The organism is Staphylococcus sp. CoH_129_LAB_1 (assembly GCF_058191515.1).
The window spans coordinates 16,742-37,432 of sequence record NZ_JBXWKZ010000010.1 but is presented as its reverse complement, the minus strand read 5'-3'; the positions used below and the strand labels follow the sequence as shown (position 1 = coordinate 37,432).

At 32.5% G+C, this 20,691-nt stretch carries 19 protein-coding genes; 5 read left to right on the top strand and 14 right to left on the bottom strand.

What is annotated here, in order from left to right:
- Positions 1 to 46: 46 nt before the first annotated feature.
- On the bottom strand, positions 47 to 1,390 hold the full coding sequence (locus AC2FB1_RS04675; RefSeq protein WP_490674129.1) for a dihydrolipoyl dehydrogenase family protein: 1,344 nt from the start codon (positions 1,388 to 1,390) through the stop codon (positions 47 to 49).
- A 17-nt stretch (positions 1,391 to 1,407) separates the two neighbouring features.
- Positions 1,408 to 1,848, bottom strand: coding sequence for a MarR family winged helix-turn-helix transcriptional regulator (locus AC2FB1_RS04670; protein ID WP_490674128.1), 441 nt, complete (start codon positions 1,846 to 1,848; stop codon positions 1,408 to 1,410).
- A gap of 277 nt (positions 1,849 to 2,125) precedes the next feature.
- Between AC2FB1_RS04670 and AC2FB1_RS04665 the strand changes: the two genes are divergently transcribed.
- Positions 2,126 to 3,295, top strand: a complete 1,170-nt coding sequence (locus tag AC2FB1_RS04665) for a hypothetical protein (protein WP_490674127.1) — start codon at positions 2,126 to 2,128, stop codon at positions 3,293 to 3,295.
- A 14-nt stretch (positions 3,296 to 3,309) separates the two neighbouring features.
- On the top strand, positions 3,310 to 4,533 hold the full coding sequence (locus AC2FB1_RS04660; protein ID WP_490674126.1) for a metal-dependent hydrolase family protein: 1,224 nt from the start codon (positions 3,310 to 3,312) through the stop codon (positions 4,531 to 4,533).
- A gap of 53 nt (positions 4,534 to 4,586) precedes the next feature.
- On the opposite strand, the gene AC2FB1_RS04655 is transcribed toward AC2FB1_RS04660, so the two are convergent.
- The 6 genes from AC2FB1_RS04655 to AC2FB1_RS04630 all read right to left on the bottom strand — a co-directional run bounded on the left by AC2FB1_RS04655 (position 4,587) and on the right by AC2FB1_RS04630 (position 12,356).
- A complete protein-coding gene (locus AC2FB1_RS04655; protein ID WP_490674125.1) occupies positions 4,587 to 6,290 on the bottom strand; it encodes an ABC-ATPase domain-containing protein in 1,704 nt (567 codons plus the stop codon).
- A 403-nt stretch (positions 6,291 to 6,693) separates the two neighbouring features.
- Positions 6,694 to 6,933 carry a hypothetical protein gene (locus AC2FB1_RS04650; RefSeq protein ID WP_490674124.1) on the bottom strand — a complete coding sequence of 80 codons (240 nt, stop codon included), beginning with the start codon at positions 6,931 to 6,933 and terminating at the stop codon, positions 6,694 to 6,696.
- Between the two features lie 296 nt (positions 6,934 to 7,229).
- On the bottom strand, positions 7,230 to 8,009 hold the full coding sequence (locus AC2FB1_RS04645; RefSeq protein WP_490674123.1) for a (S)-acetoin forming diacetyl reductase: 780 nt from the start codon (positions 8,007 to 8,009) through the stop codon (positions 7,230 to 7,232).
- A gap of 299 nt (positions 8,010 to 8,308) precedes the next feature.
- Positions 8,309 to 9,703 carry a YfcC family protein gene (locus AC2FB1_RS04640; protein ID WP_490674122.1) on the bottom strand — a complete coding sequence of 465 codons (1,395 nt, stop codon included), beginning with the start codon at positions 9,701 to 9,703 and terminating at the stop codon, positions 8,309 to 8,311.
- Between the two features lie 305 nt (positions 9,704 to 10,008).
- The gene (arsB, locus tag AC2FB1_RS04635) at positions 10,009 to 11,298 is read right to left on the bottom strand and encodes an arsenite efflux transporter membrane subunit ArsB (protein ID WP_490674151.1); all 1,290 of its coding nucleotides are present in this window, start codon (positions 11,296 to 11,298) and stop codon (positions 10,009 to 10,011) included.
- Positions 11,299 to 11,486: 188 nt separating this feature from the next.
- Positions 11,487 to 12,356 (bottom strand): hypothetical protein, encoded by an 870-nt coding sequence (locus AC2FB1_RS04630; protein WP_490674121.1) that lies wholly within the window; start codon positions 12,354 to 12,356, stop codon positions 11,487 to 11,489.
- A 203-nt stretch (positions 12,357 to 12,559) separates the two neighbouring features.
- On the opposite strand from AC2FB1_RS04630, the gene AC2FB1_RS04625 reads away from it, so the two are divergent.
- Positions 12,560 to 13,243: a M15 family metallopeptidase gene (locus tag AC2FB1_RS04625; RefSeq protein WP_490674120.1), complete on the top strand. Its 684-nt coding sequence runs from the start codon at positions 12,560 to 12,562 to the stop codon at positions 13,241 to 13,243.
- Positions 13,244 to 13,345: 102 nt separating this feature from the next.
- On the opposite strand, the gene AC2FB1_RS04620 is transcribed toward AC2FB1_RS04625, so the two are convergent.
- From AC2FB1_RS04620 to panB, 4 genes are all read right to left on the bottom strand, one after another.
- Entirely contained in the window at positions 13,346 to 14,155 is an 810-nt protein-coding gene (locus AC2FB1_RS04620) for an alpha/beta hydrolase (RefSeq protein WP_490674119.1), read from the bottom strand.
- 186 nt (positions 14,156 to 14,341) lie between these two features.
- Positions 14,342 to 14,725 carry an aspartate 1-decarboxylase gene (gene panD / locus AC2FB1_RS04615; RefSeq protein ID WP_490674118.1) on the bottom strand — a complete coding sequence of 128 codons (384 nt, stop codon included), beginning with the start codon at positions 14,723 to 14,725 and terminating at the stop codon, positions 14,342 to 14,344.
- A gap of 5 nt (positions 14,726 to 14,730) precedes the next feature.
- Complete coding sequence (gene panC, locus AC2FB1_RS04610; RefSeq protein WP_490674117.1) at positions 14,731 to 15,582, bottom strand: pantoate--beta-alanine ligase; 852 nt, start codon at positions 15,580 to 15,582, stop codon at positions 14,731 to 14,733.
- A complete protein-coding gene (gene panB, locus AC2FB1_RS04605) occupies positions 15,566 to 16,393 on the bottom strand; it encodes a 3-methyl-2-oxobutanoate hydroxymethyltransferase (RefSeq protein WP_490674116.1) in 828 nt (275 codons plus the stop codon). The genes panC and panB overlap by 17 nt, the downstream gene beginning before the upstream one ends.
- Before the next feature lie 82 nt (positions 16,394 to 16,475).
- Here panB and AC2FB1_RS04600 point away from each other — a divergent pair, with 82 nt between their 5' ends.
- Entirely contained in the window at positions 16,476 to 17,330 is an 855-nt protein-coding gene (locus AC2FB1_RS04600; protein ID WP_490674115.1) for an oxidoreductase, read from the top strand.
- A 118-nt stretch (positions 17,331 to 17,448) separates the two neighbouring features.
- Complete coding sequence (locus AC2FB1_RS04595) at positions 17,449 to 18,324, top strand: hypothetical protein (RefSeq protein WP_490674114.1); 876 nt, start codon at positions 17,449 to 17,451, stop codon at positions 18,322 to 18,324.
- Between the two features lie 26 nt (positions 18,325 to 18,350).
- Here AC2FB1_RS04595 and AC2FB1_RS04590 read toward each other — a convergent pair whose 3' ends face one another.
- Both AC2FB1_RS04590 and AC2FB1_RS04585 read right to left on the bottom strand, forming a co-directional pair.
- On the bottom strand, positions 18,351 to 19,193 hold the full coding sequence (locus AC2FB1_RS04590) for a YdeJ family lipoprotein (protein ID WP_490674150.1): 843 nt from the start codon (positions 19,191 to 19,193) through the stop codon (positions 18,351 to 18,353).
- Positions 19,194 to 19,802: 609 nt separating this feature from the next.
- Positions 19,803 to 20,675, bottom strand: a complete 873-nt coding sequence (locus AC2FB1_RS04585) for a trypsin-like serine peptidase (RefSeq protein WP_490674113.1) — start codon at positions 20,673 to 20,675, stop codon at positions 19,803 to 19,805.
- Positions 20,676 to 20,691: the final 16 nt, after the last annotated feature.

Sequence of the window (20,691 nt, the reverse complement as noted above, 5' to 3'; positions counted from 1 at the left end):
GAGAGGATATTTATTATCTACTTAATAACTTGTCACTTAGATTATCTTATAACATATTCATTTTTAATAAATCAATGACACCACTTGAAGTACCTGGGAATGCAAAGATAAGTTGGTTTAAATCTTGTGACGTCATACGTTGATTAATGATAAATACAAGTAAATTTACTAAATCGTTAGCATCGCTTGCATAAATTTCAGCACCTACTAAACGTTTATTGTCATCTAATACGATATACATTTCAGCTTCTGTTTCGTTTTTATATTCAAAAACCATTTGTTTACCGAATGGGATATGTTTTACTGTATATTGATCATTTTCTTTGGCTTTTTCTACAGTCACACCAATTTGAGATAGACGTGGAAGTGAATATAGTACTGAAGGAATAGCTGGATACTGAATCTCATTTTGTGCCATACCTAAAATATGTGCAGCAATGTAGTTTGATTCGAATGTCGCAGTTGGCGTTAATTTAGGAACTGCTTTATTTAATACATCGCCACTTGCATAAATATTTTTAACATTAGTTCTTAAATATTCATCAACTTCGATTCCTTTTTTACTATAATTAATGCCGACATTCTCTAATCCAATACCTCCAACATTTGGCACTCTTCCTGTTGCATCAAGTACATATGCTGTCTCGATGGATAAACCTGATTCAGTTGTAAGTGTAAATGTGTCTCCATCTTTTTTAACTGCAGTTGTATTTTCATTTAGATAGAATTTAACACCTTCATTTTCTAACTTTTCAACCAATTTATCTACATGATCACGGTTAAATCCTGGTAAAATTTCATCCGTATTATGAACTACATGAACGTCAGCACCTGTTTTAATCATGATAGACGCAAATTCTATACTGATAATACCACCACCGATGAATGTGATACTTTTAGGTGCTTCTTCCATTGATAAGAAGTCACGGCTGTCATGTGTATATTCTTGTCCTTCAATAGGTAATTTATGACTGTGTTGACCAGTCGCAATGACAATGTTTTCTGTTTCTAATGTATCGCCATTTACTTCAACTGTATGTTCATCTTTAATTACACCCGCACTCATGTAGACGTCAATATCTTGTTTTTCGAACATTGATTTTAGGACATCTGCCATAGGGTTAATAACTTGATGTTTGTAATCCATTAAGTTAGACCAATTTACTTTAAGATCATTTGATTCAATGATACCTGGATAATGCGTTGCTTCTTCTAATACTTCAAACGGATTCTCAAGTAAGATTTTGGCATTACACCCCCAATTCGTACATGTTCCAGCAATACGTTCTTTTTCAATAATAGCTACCTCTTTACCTGCTTCTTTTAATGTTAAAGCTGCATGCCATGCGGCATGTCCACTACCAATAAATGTAACATCATATTTTTTCATATAGCTCATCCTATTCTTTATTTTTTAGTGAGTTGTTTCAACGTATGTTCTAATTGATTTAATATATCTTTAGCTTGGCTATAATCTGCTTTGTTCATATTCGAAGGTAAACAATCAGCTACCGCTTCAAAGATGGCGTTTTGTTGCTGATAGGCTTTATCAGTTAATGCCACAATTAATTGACGTTTGTCTGTTGCTGCACGAGTTCTTGTCACCCAACCGGCTTGTTCTAATCTTTTTAGCAGTGGCGTTAATGTATTACTCGATAAGTCAAGTTGCTTACCAATTTCGTGTAATGTCCGTTGATCTTCTTCCCATAGAGCAAGTAAAACTAAATACTGTGAATAGGTTAATCCAAATGGTTTTAGTTGTTGTTCATAAAATTGAGCAAATAACCGGCTCACATTATATGCTGAAAAACATAGTTGATTTGCTAAAGTCATCTCATTCTTGTCCAATACAACACCTCTTTTCAATCGTGCAAGATTTATTTTAGTATAAACAATCGCGCGCGATTAATAAAGAAATATGTTTAAAACATCTAAGACATATTTCATTGTCTCAAATGTTTTAAAGTATTAGCATTCGTTGAGATAAATTCTGTTCTATTATCATCATGTTACATATTTCCTATATATTGCGTGTCTAGGTAATTTTTAGAAAATTTAGAATTTTATACTAACATTTTTTCTTAAAATGTTAGTATTACTTTTATATTGAAAGGATGTGATGTGCATGATACATGAACCTCTTATTTCTGCTACTATTTTATTTTCTTTGCTTGCATTAGGTGAAATTATTTCTTTCTTTACAAAAGCACGTGTGCCTATGCTATTAACTGCTATGATTAGCTTTTTATTATTAAAATGGGTTGGAATTTTGCCTAATACTATTTTAAAAACAGCAGTTTTGCCTTCATTAGGTGCTATTGCTATTGCTCCTGCAATTATGCATATGGGCACTATGATGCCCTTATCTATTTTAAAAAAGCAGTGGAAAGCAGTTATTATTTCTTTATGCGGAATCATTGGGTCTACTACACTAATTCTAATAGTCGTTTCTTTAGTATTTGATTTTAGAACTGCTGCTTCTGGAGTTGGTCCAATTGCAGGTGGAATAGTCGCTCTATTAATTACAATTGATAAATTAAAACAATTAAATTTAAATTATTTAATTGTTTTACCTGCATTAATACAAGGGCTACAAAGTGTAATCGGTTTACCATTGAGTTCATTCTTTATGAAGAAATATGGAAATTACTATATCTCTCATAATCTAAAAAAAGAGCAATTAGAAGACTCATCTATTAAAAATGAAAATAAACAAAAAAAATCATTACATAAAAGATTCCCTATTTTGCAAAATGATGTCTTAAGGTTATTTATCATGTTTGTATTAGCAACTTTAGCTTTTATTATAGGAAATCTTACACACATTCATTATTCGATTATTAGCTTAGCTTTTGGAGTATTAGGATTGAAAATTGGATTATTTGAACAATCTGAAGCAGAAAAAAACAAATCGTTTACAATCTTAGTTGTATCAATAATGTTGATTGTAATCGGATCCATGGGCGACATAACACCCAGCGATTTATGGCACCATCTTCCAGCAATTACTCTTATCTTATTAACAGGGGCTATAGGAATATTAATAGGAGGAGCAATCGCAGCAAAATTAGTTGGGTGGAGATACTCAAAATCTATACCAGTTGCTTTAACCGCATTATATGGTTTTCCGGGAGATTATTTACTTTGCGAAGAAGTTAGTCGTTCAATTGCTACAAATGATAAAGAAAAAGAAGCGTTATTTAAAGAGCTATTAAGTCCAATGTTAATTGGCGGATTTACATCTGTTACGATAGCTTCAGTAGTTTTAACAGGTATCATTATGAACTTTATTTAATTGGGGGAAATACTATGATAATTAAAAATATTAATTTAATTGATGGTAATGGAAAAGATATTCAAACAAATATTGATATATATATAAAAAATGGAAGATTTGAAAATATTGGGCAAAATTTAGAAGTAAATGATAAAGATATAATTGATGGTTCAAATAAATATATTTTACCAGGTATGATAGATAGTCATGTTCATATCATTGAAGAGATGGGACCAATTAATGAAAAATTTGCACGTCCCTTTTCTTACAATTTTTATAAAGCTATTAATCATTTGCAACGTACAATCAATGCAGGAGTAACAACTGTTAGAGATGCTTTAGGTGCTGATCAAGGTATTAAGCAAGCTGTAGAAGATGGATTAATTTTAGGACCAAGAATGCAAATAAGTGTTAATGCCTTAACTATTACTGGTGGTCATGGTGATAAAATGACAAAATCTGGTATGCCACTTCCGACGTTTATTGAAGATTATCCAGGTTTACCTAATGGTATTTGTGATGGAGTTGAAGAAGTACGTAAAAAAGTTAGAGAAATGTTACGAGCAGGAGCAGATGTTATAAAAGTTCATGCCACTGGTGGTGTTACAAGTCCTACTGATCATCCTCATTTCACACAATTTTCAGTTGAAGAACTTAAAGTTATGGTACAAGAAGCTCAATTTAGAGGTAATAGAAAAGTTATGGCTCATGCACAAGGAACACAGGGTATTAAAAATTGCATAGAAGCAGGTATACATTCAATTGAACACGGTATTTTTCTTGACGATGAAGCAATTTCTGGTATGAAAGAAAAAGATATGTTCTTAGTTCCTACACTTTTAGCTCCTGTTTCTGTGATTGAATATGCAGAAGAATTAGGTATGTCTGAAGCTTCTATTGATAAATCAAAAGAAGTTATTGAAGCTCATTCTAAAAGCTTTAGAAAAGCAGTCGAAGCAGGAGTTAAGATTGCTATGGGAACTGATGCTGGAGTATTTAAACATGGTACTAATCTCCGTGAGTTAGAATTAATGGTTGAAAATGGCATGACTCCTATGCAAGCAATTTTAGCTTCTACTAAAATTGCAGCAGAGTGTTTAGGCTATGAAAATGAAATTGGAACAATTGATAAAAATAAAAAAGCAGATTTTATAATTTTAAATGATAACCCTTTAGAGAATATCAGTATATTAAAAGATCCTAATAATATTAAAATTGTTGGCTTAGACGGGAATATTGTAAAAAACATTATTTAAATTCAAATAAGAAGTCCTTCATTACAAAATTTTGAAGGGCTTCTTATTTATGGTTATTTCACTTTCAACCCTCTATATCGATTCAAAGTACCTATGAATTCTTGTTTACGAGGTAATGCAAGATAACCTGGATGACCGTGGAAATGAGAAATTGCTTCTAAGCCTTCACGTTCAATAAGGTTATACATCTCATTCGTTGCTTGAATCATTGAAGTATGATTATCTATCCCCTGATGTCTGAAGTAATCCAACATGACTGTTAATGCTTGGGTTTGACTTTCGTCAACAAGTTGTTCTAACCCTCCAAGATAAATATGATCATGACCATATAGTATAGAACGTAATCCTTTTGATTTGAAACGATCCTCTTTTCCTTTTTTAGAAAATGAAGCTGTTAAAGGAATGCGCTCTACACGTGTACCAAATGATTGTTGTTTATCAACGTCTCTTTTATATCCATCTGTATCCGCAATACGTTTTGCTTCTTTTGTAACGTCTTTCAAATGATATTCATCCATCATAAGTACTTGGTCAGCAACATCAAAGTAATCACCAGACCCGCCAACAATAAGTATAGTTGAGACATTGTAATCGTCATACAATGGTTTCACTTTATTAGAAAATGGCGTAATAGGTTCTTTGTCAGGCGCAATCAACTTTTGCATACGGCCATCTCTAATCATAAAGTTAGTTGCAGACGTGTCTTCGTCAATTAACAATAATGAGGTCTCTGCTTCCAATGCTTCTATTACATTTGTCGCTTGAGAGGTACTACCACTCGCATTTTCCGTAGAAAAGTGTGTCGTATCTTTCTTTCCCGGTAGATTATCAATAAATGGACTAATATTAACATTTTCAACATTTCGGCCATCTTCAGCGCGTATTTTCATTGCATCATTTTGAGTCACCACATATTCTCGTCCGTCATGTTGAATATGATCATATACACTACGTTCCAGTGCTTCTAATAATGTCGACTTACCATGGTAACCTCCTCCAACAATGAGTGTGATCCCTTGCGGAATAGCCATCCCTGTAACTGCCCGACCACTTGGAAGTTTGATTGTATGTTCAAATTTCTTAGGACTTGTGAATTGAATTGCTCCTTTCATTGGAGCGTCTGACACACCACTTTTTCTTGGTAAAATTGAACCATTTGCTACAAAAGCGACTAAGTGTTCTGTTTCAAGTTGTTGTCTAATATAAGTTTGATCTAGTTTTAACGTAACCTGTTCTTTCAATGCTTGTTGATTTAAATTATCATATCGTATGGCTTTTTCCACTATTTGAGGAATGCCTTGCATTATCGTGTGTGATGCTATTTTTCCTAGAATCTTACGTCCAGCTGCTGGCAGTCCAACTTCAATACGTATTTCAATTTCTTTATCATTAATGACCACAGATGTACGTTCAAGTATTTCTTGACCTGGATGATCAATAAAGATTTTTCCATTTTTTCCTGAACCTTTCACTGTACGATTAAAATGCTTTAATTGAGTATCAACTGTTCGAGTTAAAAAATCTGAAGTCGCTATGCGTTTATCTTTAGTGTCTAATAATTCATTAGGAATCTGTGCAACATCTCGTTGAATGATGACGCGCATTTTTGAAGGCGGTGCAAACGGATCGACTTGGACATGATCAATAGTTAAATAGAACTGATCAAATTGATACATCCCTTTCGTTCGTTTATAAGCGCCATATTTTTGTCCATCTAAAGATTTAAGTAATCGTTCTAAATCTTTCGATTGTTTCATCTTAATTCCTCCGTTCATAGCATTGCTGTTACATGTTTACCCTTTCTTTTTAAAAATAAAAAACACTACTCCAAATACTCGAAGTAGTGCCATATTTCACACCCGTACATCATCTTAAATCATGTTCAATGTCAGATAAACTATACCCCGTGTTTCTGGAAGATACTTAATAACAAAGAACATAACAAATACTCCAATGACAACAAAGGTTAAGAATACCATTGACCTGATAAGATCGCCATCATGACTAATGCGACAATCATTCTGATAATCCTTCTATCGTGCTGTTCTATAAAAGGAAATCTTAAGAAATATAAAGTAATTCACATAAAAAGCAACCTTTACGTTATAGTTGTAAAGATTGCCGTTCATATTATAGTGCTATATAAATGATTCTTTTTTTCTAAGCAAGTAATAAAGGACTTGAAAAAATAATAAAGAAAATAATTGTTAAAAATAACGTGATACCATTAAATACTTTGCTGCCACTTATTAGACCTACAACACTTGAAACCACTGACAATATCATGACAAAAAAGCCAGGTAAATACCAAAACATATCTGTAAATGTAATCGAAACTGCAAGTAAAAATGATAATACACACAAAATACCAGAAACTATATTAATATTGTTTAACCTCATTGATGACTTCCTTTCTGTAAGATTTAAACAATATTATATAACATATTTACTCTAAAATTTACTATATATTTATTTTTTTCAAAATCTTAAAACTATTTTTGTAATGAATATCTAAAATTTGAATAAGAATATTTGTTTTGATTGAATATCTAAATATTTTTATTATCTTCAAATAATGGGAGTAGTCAGAATTCATTTTGAATTTAATCTTCGACTGCCACCATATTAAAAATGCCTAAGACAACTCATTTTGTCTTAGGCTCAATGTATAATCTTCTTATTGAATACTTTTTAAACTAATGGAATCTCATACCACCGTCAACAATAATTGTTTGACCAGTAATATAATCAGAATCACTGCTAGCTAAGAAGCCAACAACATTAGCTACATCTTCTGGTTTAGATAAGCGTTTTAATGTAATTTGATCAGTAAATTGTTTCCAACCCCATTCTTCTGGTTGGTTATTTTCTTCAGCTAATTTTTTAGCAATGCCTTCCATCATAGGTGTTTCAACAATACCTGGTGCAAACGCATTTACTGTAATATCTTTATCAGCTAAGTCACGTGCAGCAACTTGAGTTAATCCACGCACTGCAAATTTCGTACTACTGTATAAAGATAATCCAGCATTACCTTCAACGCCTGCTTGAGATGTAGCGTTGATAATTTTTCCACCATGTCCTAATTTTTCAAATTGTTCTAAAGCTGCTTGAATGCCCCAGAATACGCCACCCACATTCACGCCGATAACTTGATTGAATTGTTCAGGTGTTACTGTATGGATAGGTGTTGTTGGTCCTAATCCTGCATTATTGACAACTACATTTAATTCACCAAAATGTTCTACAACTTTACGTGTAACTTCAAAGACATTGTCACGATTAGATACATCTGCTTTAAATGCTACTGCTTCTTGGCCCTCTTTTGAAAGTGATTCAGCAGCTTTTTGAGCACCTTCTTCATTGAAATCAATAATAGCAACATTAAAGCCATCATTAAATAAACGTTCTGCAATTTTGAAACCAATACCTTGTGCTGCACCTGTAACAAGTGCTACTTTTTTAGAATTTGCCATGTATTACACCTCTTAAAGTAATATAACTTTCAGTTATTATGTTAGCACTTTATATGTAAAATACTATGAAAAGTTTGTGAACTTTTGAACAAACTTTTAGCTTTATTCCTTTAGTCCATAAATAGTAGCACAAAAGAACAATTTATATATTCCATTTACTAAGAAACTATCTTTAATAATTGAATCAAGCGTCCTAAAGGCAGACATCGTTTTAATACCTTTGATATTCACACCTTTTTAAGACAGCCATCTCACTGACTTCAGACAACCGTCAGTATCCCTTCTAGGTATATTCCTACTTAATAACCTATAGCTAAAGCAATTGACATTGCGATGATACAAATCATTAACCAAATAATCAGTGGCTTCCATACAAATTTTAACCATTCAGTATAAGAGATTTTACCTACAGCTAAGGCTCCCATTAAAATTGCCGAGGTAGGAAATAATACATTACTGATTGCATCACCATATTGGAAGGCGAGTACTGTTAATTGTCGATTAATGTGAAGTAAATCTGAAATAGGTACCATCAATGGCATAGTCGTTAAAGCTTGACCTGATCCTGACGGGATAAAAAAGTTAAGCATAAATTGCAATATGAACATTGCGATAATGACTAAAGACGAGGGTACATCTGTTAGTAGCGTCGTCATTCCATGAACAATAGTATCAATAATTTTTCCATTCTCTAATAAAACGATAATTCCTTTTGCAAATCCAACAATCATCGCGCCAAATAATATTTTCTGCATTCCTTCAACTAAGGCATCAAATGTTCCATTGAAACCAAGTCCGCCTACAAATCCAGCTAAAATACCTGCAAGTAAAAAATTGGCACTCATTTCATTAAAGCCCCATCCGAATTTAAAAATACCAAAAACGTTAAATAATATTGTGGCCATAATAATGATTAAACTACCTGCTTGTTTTTTACTAAAGTGTTGATATTCAATATCTTGTTGAATATGACCTTCTTCTTGTTCTAAATGATATACAATACTCTTCGTCTTATCTTGTTTTACTTTATTTGCATAGACCATGACAGTTGTAATAGCAGTTGTTAGTATAAAGAGATATATGATGGTACGAAGCCCCCAACCAGAGAACATTGGAAGTTCCGCAACTGTTTGAGCAACCCCTACTGTAAATGGATTTAACATTCCTCCGCTAAACCCACTTGCAGCACCTAAAATCACCATAGCTGCCCCTGTCATTGCATCATATCCTAATGTACGTGCAATAATAATACCAATTGGAACAAAAATAATCGTTTCCTCTGCTAAACCAATCGTAAACCCTAAAATTGAAAAAGCAGTCATAGTTAAAGGAATCATTAAAAAATTCGCTTTTCCTAATGCTCTCATTGCTTTATTAACACCATTTTCAAATGCGCCTGTCTTATGCACAATCCCAAACGCACCACCTACTAAAAATACATAAAATACAATTTCGCCCCCACTTATAAGTCCTTCTGGAATTGCTCTAAAAATATTTAAGAAATTAATATGTTCTGACGAAATAGTGTGATATGTACCTGACACAACTAATGTTTGCCCATTTTTCTTTTCTCTAACATATTCTCCTGCTGGAATAATATATGTCATAAGCCAAGCAACTAGAATAATAAACATTAATATTGCATAAGTATGTGGCATCTTTAATTTAAATTTTTCTTCTTTCTTTTGTTCCATAGCATCCCATCCTTTTTTATATGAACTTTGAATATAAAATATATTTATTATCATACCTTATTTATAATTAAATGATAAGATTACAATTTTTATAACTATTTATTAAAGAGCATCACTTACTGTTATTTCAAAGAAGACTTGCAATATTTACTATTAAACATGACATACTTCATGATGTCCTCTACGAATGTCATGTTAGACATTGATTACCAATGACATATTCAGAAAAAGTTATCGAGACGACATTATGTTTTATCGTTACTTAAATGATTAAAAGCCAAAAATCAAAAGATTTTTGGCTTTTTTTATAAGAACTGTAATGTAATATATAATCCTAATAAAGTCATAAATAAGACTGGAATTGTTATGACAATACCTGTTTTAAAATAAGTGCCCCACGATATTTTAATTCCTTTTTGTGATAAGACATGAAGCCATAGTAGTGTTGCTAAAGAACCAATAGGTGTAATCTTAGGTCCCAAATCAGATCCAATCACATTAGCATAAACCATACCTTCTTTAAGTATATGCGTCGCTTGTGATTGATGAATAGCAATTGCATCAATGAGCACAGTCGGTAAATTATTCATAATAGAAGATAATATAGCCGAGATGAAACCTACGCCCATGATACTTGTAAACAATCCATGATTGGATATTGCTGAAAATATCTGTCCTAAAATACTTGTAATACCAACGTTCTTCAAGCCAAAGACCACTAAATACATTCCAATTGAGAAAATCACAATATTCCATGGCGCTCCTTTGACTACTTTTCCAACTGGCACAGCATTTGATCGTGCAGATAAAATAAGAAAAATAATAGCAATGATACCCGCAATGATGGATACAGGTATGTGCATAAACTCACTTGTTAGATAACCTATTAATAATAATCCTAATACGATCCATGATAAGCGGAATAACATTGTATCTTTAATCACTGAACTTGGTGTTTTGATACGATCGATATGAATATGTTTAGGCATTGATTTTCTAAAATATATCCATAAAACCACGATACTTGCTATGAGAGAGAAGAGATTAGGGATTATCATTCGACTTAAATACTCTACAAATCCAATATGAAAATAATCTGATGAGACGATATTCACTAAATTACTGACTGTAAAAGGCAATGAGGTCGTATCAGCAATAAAACCACTCGCGATAATAAAAGGAAAAATCATCTTGTCTTTAAAACCTAAATGGCGAACCATTGCTAAAACAATAGGTGTTAAGATAAGTGCAGCTCCATCGTTTGCAAAGAAAGCAGCTACAATCGCTCCAAGCAACATAATATAAACAAACATCTTCAATCCGTGTCCTTTAGAAGCTTGTACCATATGAAGTGCTGCCCATTCAAAGAAACCAATTTCATCTAAAATGAGTGAAATTAGAATCACTGCTACAAATGTTAGTGTTGCGTTCCAAACAATACTCGTTACCTCTACCACATCTGACCAACCTACCACTCCTGTTATCAATGCCAAAATAGCGCCAATGACAGCAGTAATTGAAATATCTAGTCCTTTAGGTTGCCAAATAACAAAAATCAATGTCAGTATAAAAATCGTAATAGCTAAAGCAGTCATCATCTATATCTATCACTTTCATGTTTTAAATATTGATAATGTATAGTTGCACAAAAATGAAATGTTCTATATTTATATTTCATCCGTTTCAAACCTCCTACTATTATATTTATCGTATCATAATAAAAAGAAAAACGTTGCGACATGTTTTAACTTAATCATCTCACAACGTTTTATTAAACAATGATTTACTTTTCTTCTTTTACAATATTTCCTTTTTCATCTAACTTTTGAATCTTTCCATGTTTCGTTCTATAAGTACCTAGAATTTCACCTTTTTTATTACGATAGTTCACAATCCAGTTACCATTATGATCTGTCATTTTTACATCATCCCATAAATATCCTGATTTTTTCAAATCTACATCATCAAAATCGGAAATGAGTCGATACACTTCATTTCGGTAACGCGTATTTACACTACCTGATTTTTCTAAATCGTTTGATGCTAAAGGATTACCTTCATTCTTTGCACTATCAGGCAATGAATTCGAAATATGCATTTTACTTGTTAATTCTGGTAAGGCTTTATTATCTTTGTTGTCTTTATATACTTCTGCTAAATTAACTTCTTTTCCTTTATCAAGTAAATCATTATAATCCAATGTTCCTTTTTGCATACGTCCTACATAAATTGTATCTTTATTAACCCCAATCAGTGATTGTGTTGTACTTTTATCTGGATAAACCATAAAAAACTCCATATGTTTTGGTGCATGCTTTACTGGTTGTTTCACTTTGACTAATGTAAAATCAACTAATTTATAATTATGTTTTCCCGTTGGTAGTCGGTATTCATAAATACCGGTTAAAATCTCATTCTTAGTCAATGTATATTGATCGACACCGTCAATACAAAATGCTAAAGCTAATCTTTCTTTTGTTGATAATTTAGACGTTTGGATGGATGATGTTTCATCTTTTTTATTTGTTTCGTTCTTTTTAGCTTTTTGAACGTTATTTTGATTTGATTTATGTTCTTCTTTTGAAGATTCATGTGTACTACAAGCAGATAATAACATCATCATGACACTACCCAAAAATAAAAATTTTTTCATCTATTGGCCCCTCATACATTCTTCTTATTTTATTAATATACTATACATTATTTATACATTATTTGAAGGGTAAGATAAATATAAATTTCGTTAAAAATCACTTTTTTCATAAAAACTTGTAACTTACTTAAATAATTTATATGTTATACTGTGTACAATGTTTAAATCCTATCTATATTCTCGAAGATTAAAGGAGCATATATATGAAAAAGTTTCCTGCAATACTAATGACAAGCGCTTTATTACTTTCAGCTTGTTCCCACAGTCATGATGATGATAATAAAAAAAGCGAAGATCATTCTAAACAAGCTTCACAATCACATAAACATGATGATGATACGCAACAACATAAAAAAGTCGTTAAAGATGGTCGTACTTACGCAGATGATATTTTAATTGTAAATAAAGATATTGGACTTCCCTCAAGTTATAATCCTGGGGAAGATCCAAAAGCACAACAAGCATTACAGCAACTATTTAACGCTGCACAAAAAGATGGTATTCAATTATACAAAATTAGTGGTTACAGAAGTTACCCTACTCAAGTTCAACTATACAATCGTTATGCTGCACGCGATGGCAAACAGGCTGCAGACAAATATAGCGCACGTCCTGGATATTCAGAACACCAAACAGGCCTTACCTTTGATGTAGGGGGCGTTAATTCAGATAAAAACTTATATGCAAGTTTTGGAAAGACTAAAGAAGGTCAATGGATTGCAAAAAACGCATATAAATATGGCTTTATTGTCAGATATCCTAAAGGAAAAGAAGAAGTGACAGGTTATCAATATGAGCCATGGCATTTGCGCTATTTAGGAAAAGACACTGCTACAAAAGTGTATCAATCTGGTAAAACATTAGAAGAATATGTAGGATTAAAATAATTCGTTTTTCAAAAAACTTCACATAAAAAACCATGAATAGGTCGCATCCTACTCATGATTTTTTATATCCATCTAAATGTTTCACGTTAAACAAAATGTATTTTATTTAATTTTATTATCTAACCAGTCAACTATATCTCTAAAAATACTTTGATTATAAGAAGACTCGTTAAAGATTTCATGTTGCAATCCTTCATAAATATGAAGCGATTTTTGTTCTGAAGCAATCTCGTTATATAAATCAATTGAATCTTTTGGACTTACTAACCCATCTTCTTTGCCATGTAAAATAAGCACTTCATCCTTAAAGTCATTTGAATGTTCTTTTAGATAGGTAATTCCATCAAATAACGTATATACTAACCCCATTGAAATTTCTTTTGCTACTAAATCATCATTACTATATTTTTTAATAACATCTTCGTCTGAACACACGCCATCTCCAAGTTCATTTTTAACATATGTATCTTCCGGGATATCTCGATTTGGCTCTCCAAAAATTTGTTTATTATAGCGAGTCAAAGCACCAGATGTAATGATACCTGCGACTTTATTTGGATGTTTAGTACCGAATAATGTGACTGCATAGCCTCCCATACTATGACCAATTAAAAAGATATTACCAGTGAAGTTTTCTTGAACATAATTAATGATTGTATCTAAATCATCTACAATTTCATCTATGTTACTATAAAATACTTTCTTACCTTCAGAACGTCCATGCCCCCTTTGATCAAAACGAATGACGTTGTAATGATGTTCATTTAAGAATGAAACTAATTCATCATAACGATCTAAATGTTCTGCAAGGCCATGCGCAATAACGATATTCGCTTTACTTTCTTTTACCTCATTTATTTTTGTATAAAGTTTTGTGCCGTCTTTTGATTCTAAATATTTAAGGTAGTTCATATGTTTCATCCCTTTTGCTTATTTTTATTAATGATTTACCCTTACTTTTAAATAGAAAAACGAAAAAGATCTACAGAGCAGATTAAATCTCACTGCATAGACCTTAATACTATATCAAGCATGTGTTTGCTTTATTTTTTCAATTATTTTTAGATTCCTAGATTTCAAAACTACTCGCACATCCGGTTATTTAATTATTGTATTTTCTTTTTCATGTATCATTTGAATAATTTCATTATGCTCGTTCATCACAGCAACTTTTGGAGCATGATCGATTAATTCATGTTCATCTAATTGAACATAAGTCATAATAATGACAACATCATCGACTTCTACTAATCGTGATGCAGCACCATTTAAACAAATTTTTCCACTGCCGCGTTCGCCTGCAATCACATATGTTTCAAAACGTGCCCCATTATTATTATTTACTATCGCAACCTTTTCGTTTGGAAGGATATCAACAGCATCTAAAATATCAGCATCGATAGTAATACTCCCTACATAATTTAAATTTGATTCTGTGACACGTGCTCTATGAATTTTACTATTCATCATTGTTCTAATCATTTTCTCTATCTACTCCCTAAAATAATATTATCTATTAGACGTGCTTTAGAAAATTTGACAGCTAAAGCGATAAAAATTTGACCATTTATTTCATTAACAACTTCTAGTTCTGGATAACTATAAATTGCGACTTCATCGATGTGACCACTTGTATGTTCTTGTAAGTATGTCTTTATTGCACCTACGAGCCTATGACTTTGACGTTCACCTGCATCGTACATCTTTTTAGCTAATGTTAAGCTTTTGCTTAAATGAACCGCTTCTTCACGTTCTTTTGCAGTTAAATAAACATTACGAGAACTACGCGCAAGTCCATCGTCTTCACGCACAATATCGACACCAATAATTTCAATAGGATGATTAAAATCTTTTACCATTTTTTCAATAATTGCTAGTTGTTGTGCATCTTTTTTACCAAAATAAGACTTATTAGGACTTACAATATTAAACAACTTATTCACTACTGTCACCACACCATCAAAGTGTCCAGGACGTTGTGGTCCTTCTAAGACTTCCCCTAGACGTCCCACCTTTAATGTAATACCTAATTCATCTGGATATATCTCTTCAACTGAAGGATGGAATACATAATCGACATTGATATCTTTAACTAAAGTAACATCCTTATCTATTTGGCGAGGATATGCATCGTAATCTTCATTCGGACCAAATTGTAATGGATTTACAAACACACTAATCACTGTCACATCGTTTTCCTTAACTGAACGTCGCATCATACTTAGATGTCCTTCGTGAAGGGCGCCCATTGTTGGAATGAAACCTATCGATTTGCCAGATGCTTTTATTTGTTGTGTGATGGCTTGCATTTCTTTTACGGTATTAATTACTTGTGTCATCTTTATTAACCTCATCTAATACTTTTTTCTTATATGTATGTGCTTCTGCAGGAAATTCTCCCGCTTTCACTTCTTTATCGTATTGTTTAATACCATTAATTCCTACAGATAAATCTGCAAACTGTTTTACGAATTTAGCATAACGATCTACGCCATAATTCAACATATCGTGATACACCAATACTTGTCCGTCTGTATCTTTACCTGCACCAATGCCGATAACTGGAATTTCTAATTGCTTACTAATTAATCCAGCTAAGTCGCTTGGAATTGCTTCTAATACTAAAGCAACTGCACCCGCTTCTTGAACTGCATGTGCATCGCGAATAAGTTGTTCTGCTGCGTCTTTTGTACCGCCTTGTAATTTGTAACCCATTACGCCTACACTTTGTGGCATTAAACCAAGATGTGCAACAATTGGAATACCGATTTGTGTCGATTTTTTAATAAAGTCAGTCAAATGTGCACCTTCTGCTTTTAATGCATTCGCATTAGTTTGTTGATATAACGTTATAGCATGATTTAAATCATGTTCTGCACTTACGCCTACTGCTCCAATAGGTAAGTCTACAACAATAAATGTATCATCGGCGCCTCGACGAACAGCTTTACCATGATGAATCATATCGTCTAAAGTAACTTGAGTGGTTGTGTCATAACCTAAGACTGTCATCCCTAGCGAGTCTCCTACTAGAATCATATCAATATTTGCTTGTTGGGCTTGCTTTGCACTGGGATAATCATATGCTGTCACCATTGAAATCTTTGTACCGTTTTGCTTCATTTCCAAAAGTTTTGATAAATTTTTCATTATTTTACCTATCTCCTATATCATTCTTTCAATAATATTACGTATAATTATATGTAATATTTTAATGAAAGGAAAGTTATAAATGCGTATTGCAATTATTGGACCAGGTGCTGTAGGAACCACTATTGCTTATGAATTACAACAAACATTATCTCATGTTATATTACTCGGAAGAAGAGAACAATCTATCCTTTTCCAACCTGCAAATCAACTTGTATCTGTTAAAGATATAAAAGATATGTCTAAACCATTTGATGTAATTATTATAGCTGTAAAAACATATCAACTTGATGCTCTAATTTCAGATTTAAAACATCTTACTCATGATGAGACAACCATTATTTTAGCGCAAAATGGTTACGGCTTACATTCAACTTTACCTTTTAAGTATGTCTACCAAGCTGTGGTCTACATTAGTGGTCAGAAAAAAAATAATGAAGTTACCCACTTTAGAGATTATCGTTTACACATTCAGCATGATCGTCGGACTGAACAACTTAAACATTATTTAGAACGTACTAAAATTGAGCTTATATTAGAAGATCACATAGAAACAACGATTTGGTATAAATTACTTGTCAATCTTGGTATTAATTCGATTACTGCATTAGGTGGCAATACTGCACAAATCTTAAAAATACCAGAAGTCTATCAATGTTGTATGCGCTTATTAGAAGAAGGCAAACAGGTTGCGAAAGCAGAAGGTATTCAATTGCCCAACACGATTGTGAAAGACATTATGCATATCTATGCAGGTTACCCTGATCATATGGGCACAAGCATGTATTACGACGTCATTCATCATCAACCGCTAGAAGTAGAAGCAATTCAAGGTTTTATTTATCGTAAGGCTAGAACACATCATCTTTCGACCCCATCGTTAGATACAGTTTACGCATTATTACGGTCTCACCATTCTTTATCCATTGAATATTAATGTTAAAATCAATGTTTAACCATTAATATTTTGTCAAATTATATAGTAATAAACCATATTATAAACTACATAATTATTTTTAAAAACTTTTTCACTTTAATAAAAAGGAGATATATCTTTGGATAAAGCAACACGTATACTTAATATTTTTACATTATTATTAAATGGTCATGTTGTCACTCAAGAAGACTTAGATCGCTTTACAAATGTCAGCAAAAAATCCATTCAACGTGATATTAATACAATTAATACATTTTTTTATGAAAGCCATTTTTGGAGAAGCAATCATACTAAAGTAGTCTATAATTATCAATTAGGTGGTTACGAACTCACACATGATACTATGAACAAACAAAGCCTTGGTGTATTAAGTTTACTCATTAAGTTACAAAGTCTCACACCTATTCTTCATTATGATATTTACAAATTCTTTTTAAATGCGATGTCATCTGTCAGAATAGAAGATAAACATATTTTGATGACGATGTTACATCAATTCAAAGTACGTGATGATTTACTTCCTGGAAAAATATTAATGGATCTTCAAAAAGCAATCGTCAATAAACATAGAGTGCGTATTGAAGTAGATCATAACAAAATAACTATTAAACCGTTATCCATTTTGTATATGCATTATGATTATTGGTTTACTTACGAATTTCAACATAAAATACATACTGTTCCTTTGAAATCGATACCATCCTTACACGTTCTAGATACAAAATTTTCTAAAGACGTCGCGAATAATGCAGTATTATTTGAAATGAGTACAACCATTTGGAATCAATTTAAACAACAATTTTCAATTAAAGAGATTGTTTCACGTAATGAAGACACAATTTCGGCATGGGTAAATTGCACGAGATTTGATGCTTATTATATTGCTTATCAACTTGCTCCTTTAGCAAAAATCATTGCCCCGGAATCATATATCAATAGTTTTATTGAGCGTTTAGATGAAATTAAACGTACTCACACAGAAAATAACAGCTGACCATTAAAATCAGCTGTTGGTTTTTACTAATCAATTGGATCTCCATGTTCATCATATTTTGTTACTACACCGTCAGAAGTAACAATATATGAGCCAACTAAATCTCCATTTTTATCTAAAATTGAGAAGCCCCAATCTCCGTTTTCATCTTGTTCTGGTTCTTTATATGTGTAGGTATCTGTATCTAATTGGTGACCTTCATAATCTTCTACCTTATCAATAACATTATCACGTGTGACTTTTTCATCACTTGAGGTATCCTTCTCGCTTGATGTATCATCAGAACTTGATTCTGTGTCAGTATCAAATTCTTCTGGTTGTTCTGGTGTATCATTAGTGATATGACTTGCAACTTTGTCTAACTTGGCTTCTGAAGGATCAGCAAATTGTTTAGTTTCTCCATTATCTAAAATACGTGTCGTTTCATTTTTAGTATAATCATCTTCATCCCAACGTCTATCTTGGAAATGACTTGGTACATCATAAAATGTCACTGTTCCATCTCCATTATCTTTAAAAATCACATGTCCTAAATACATATAACTTGGAGATAGTAGAATTGTTCCGTCTGGGTATACTTTTGAAGCCTCTTTATTATATGGATTAATAGGCTCACCCGACACGTCTATAGGCGTATAGTTCATACTATCTTCTTTAAATACCTTGTCTACATCATTTCTTGCTGTGAGCCATACTCTAGCAAAGTACTCTTTTGAATTTTTATTATCTGTATTAGATGTATGGCGACTTTCTGATGATTTACTACCACTAAATGAAATTTGTTTTGCAATTTCTTTATAATCAATACTTTTACTATATTTATCAAATAATGTATCTACATCTAACTCATGTCCTGTAGAAGAATTCATGAATTGTTCATACGTACCCGGACTTTGCGTGGCAGCAATAAAGACTTTGTCACTTCCAACACCAATGATTGTCGCAAATGAACCCTTTGCCGGTTGTGCATTATAGAATTTCATATCACTTGGTGCACCTTCTAGCTGTTCTGTAGTCTCTAATTGATAGGTATCTATGTTTTTTTGTTCGCCGCCACCGTTATAATTCGCAAAATAAGAGTGATTTTTTAATTCATTAGCGTTGATGACATAATCTGAAACTGACGGATCATTTAATGCTAACGCTACTTTTTCACCTTGCGATAAGTTTTCTACGCTATCTTTAGACTTATTATGAGAATTGGGGCGCTGTTGATTTGATGATTGGTTACTTTGTGATGTAGTATGTTCTGATTTTTCACTAGAATTATTGAGCCCAATCATATCTCCTAAATCACAACCTGCAAGTAAAGTTGTCGCCGTTATTGCGCCGATAGCTAAGTAATGTTTCTTCATTTGTTTCGCTCCTTTTAAAATAAAAAATATATATCTTCAACTTACAATATTAAACAGACTCTGTATGTCGTTATGAAAAAGTACACACTTCATTATCTAAAGCATGTACTTTTTTTATATCAATTACTTAATATGTTGGCGTACGAAACGACCTGCATATCCTTTAAATGATTCGCCACCAGACATTTCTTGTTTAGCATAAGCATCCGTTGAACCACCCATTAAGTTATATCCATACGTTCTTAAGCCATACATTTTTGTAAATGTACTATTTAACATTGGTGAGCCTGAAGCGCCTGATCTAAAAATATCTTTCGTTTGAATCTCGGTACCATTTGTTGAAAATTGAGTTACAAGAAGTTTATTAAAATACGCTTTGGTGTTGTCGTTATATTGCCATGGATATCCTAATGAATAAAGTGGCGAATTGAATTTCAATTTCTTAATCTCTGAATCAGTTGCAATTTTAACTGGTTTCACATATTTAGACATATTTTGTTTTGTGTGAACCACTGCAATATCATATTGTGGTACTTTAATCACTTCTGTTGCTTGGAAAACGTATGGCATACGACTTCCATCACGATTCATTTGAAATTTAATATATTTAGGTGCTGCTGCACGACCATATTGATCATCAATAACGTGTGCATTGGTTACAAATGTGTGCGCTCCTATCACTGTTCCTGTTCCCATTGAATCTTGTTTTCTTACTTTTGCATCAGGTGAGCCTTTTTTCCAACCATTTAAATTAGATACACGACCAATCGCCTTTAAATTATTTTGCGAGGCATTTGGATAGCGTTGAATTGAAATACTGCTGTTACTAATTTTTTTCGCTTTTAAATAGGCTTGATATGATCCTCTTTGTATACCGTCATAATAATAGTTGGTCTCTACAGCTTTAGCCTCTTGATGTTGGGCAGAATATCCGAGTACACTGGCACCAATAACGACACTCGCTACTAATGATTTACCAAATTTAAATTTTAACATTAATTTGTCCCCTGCT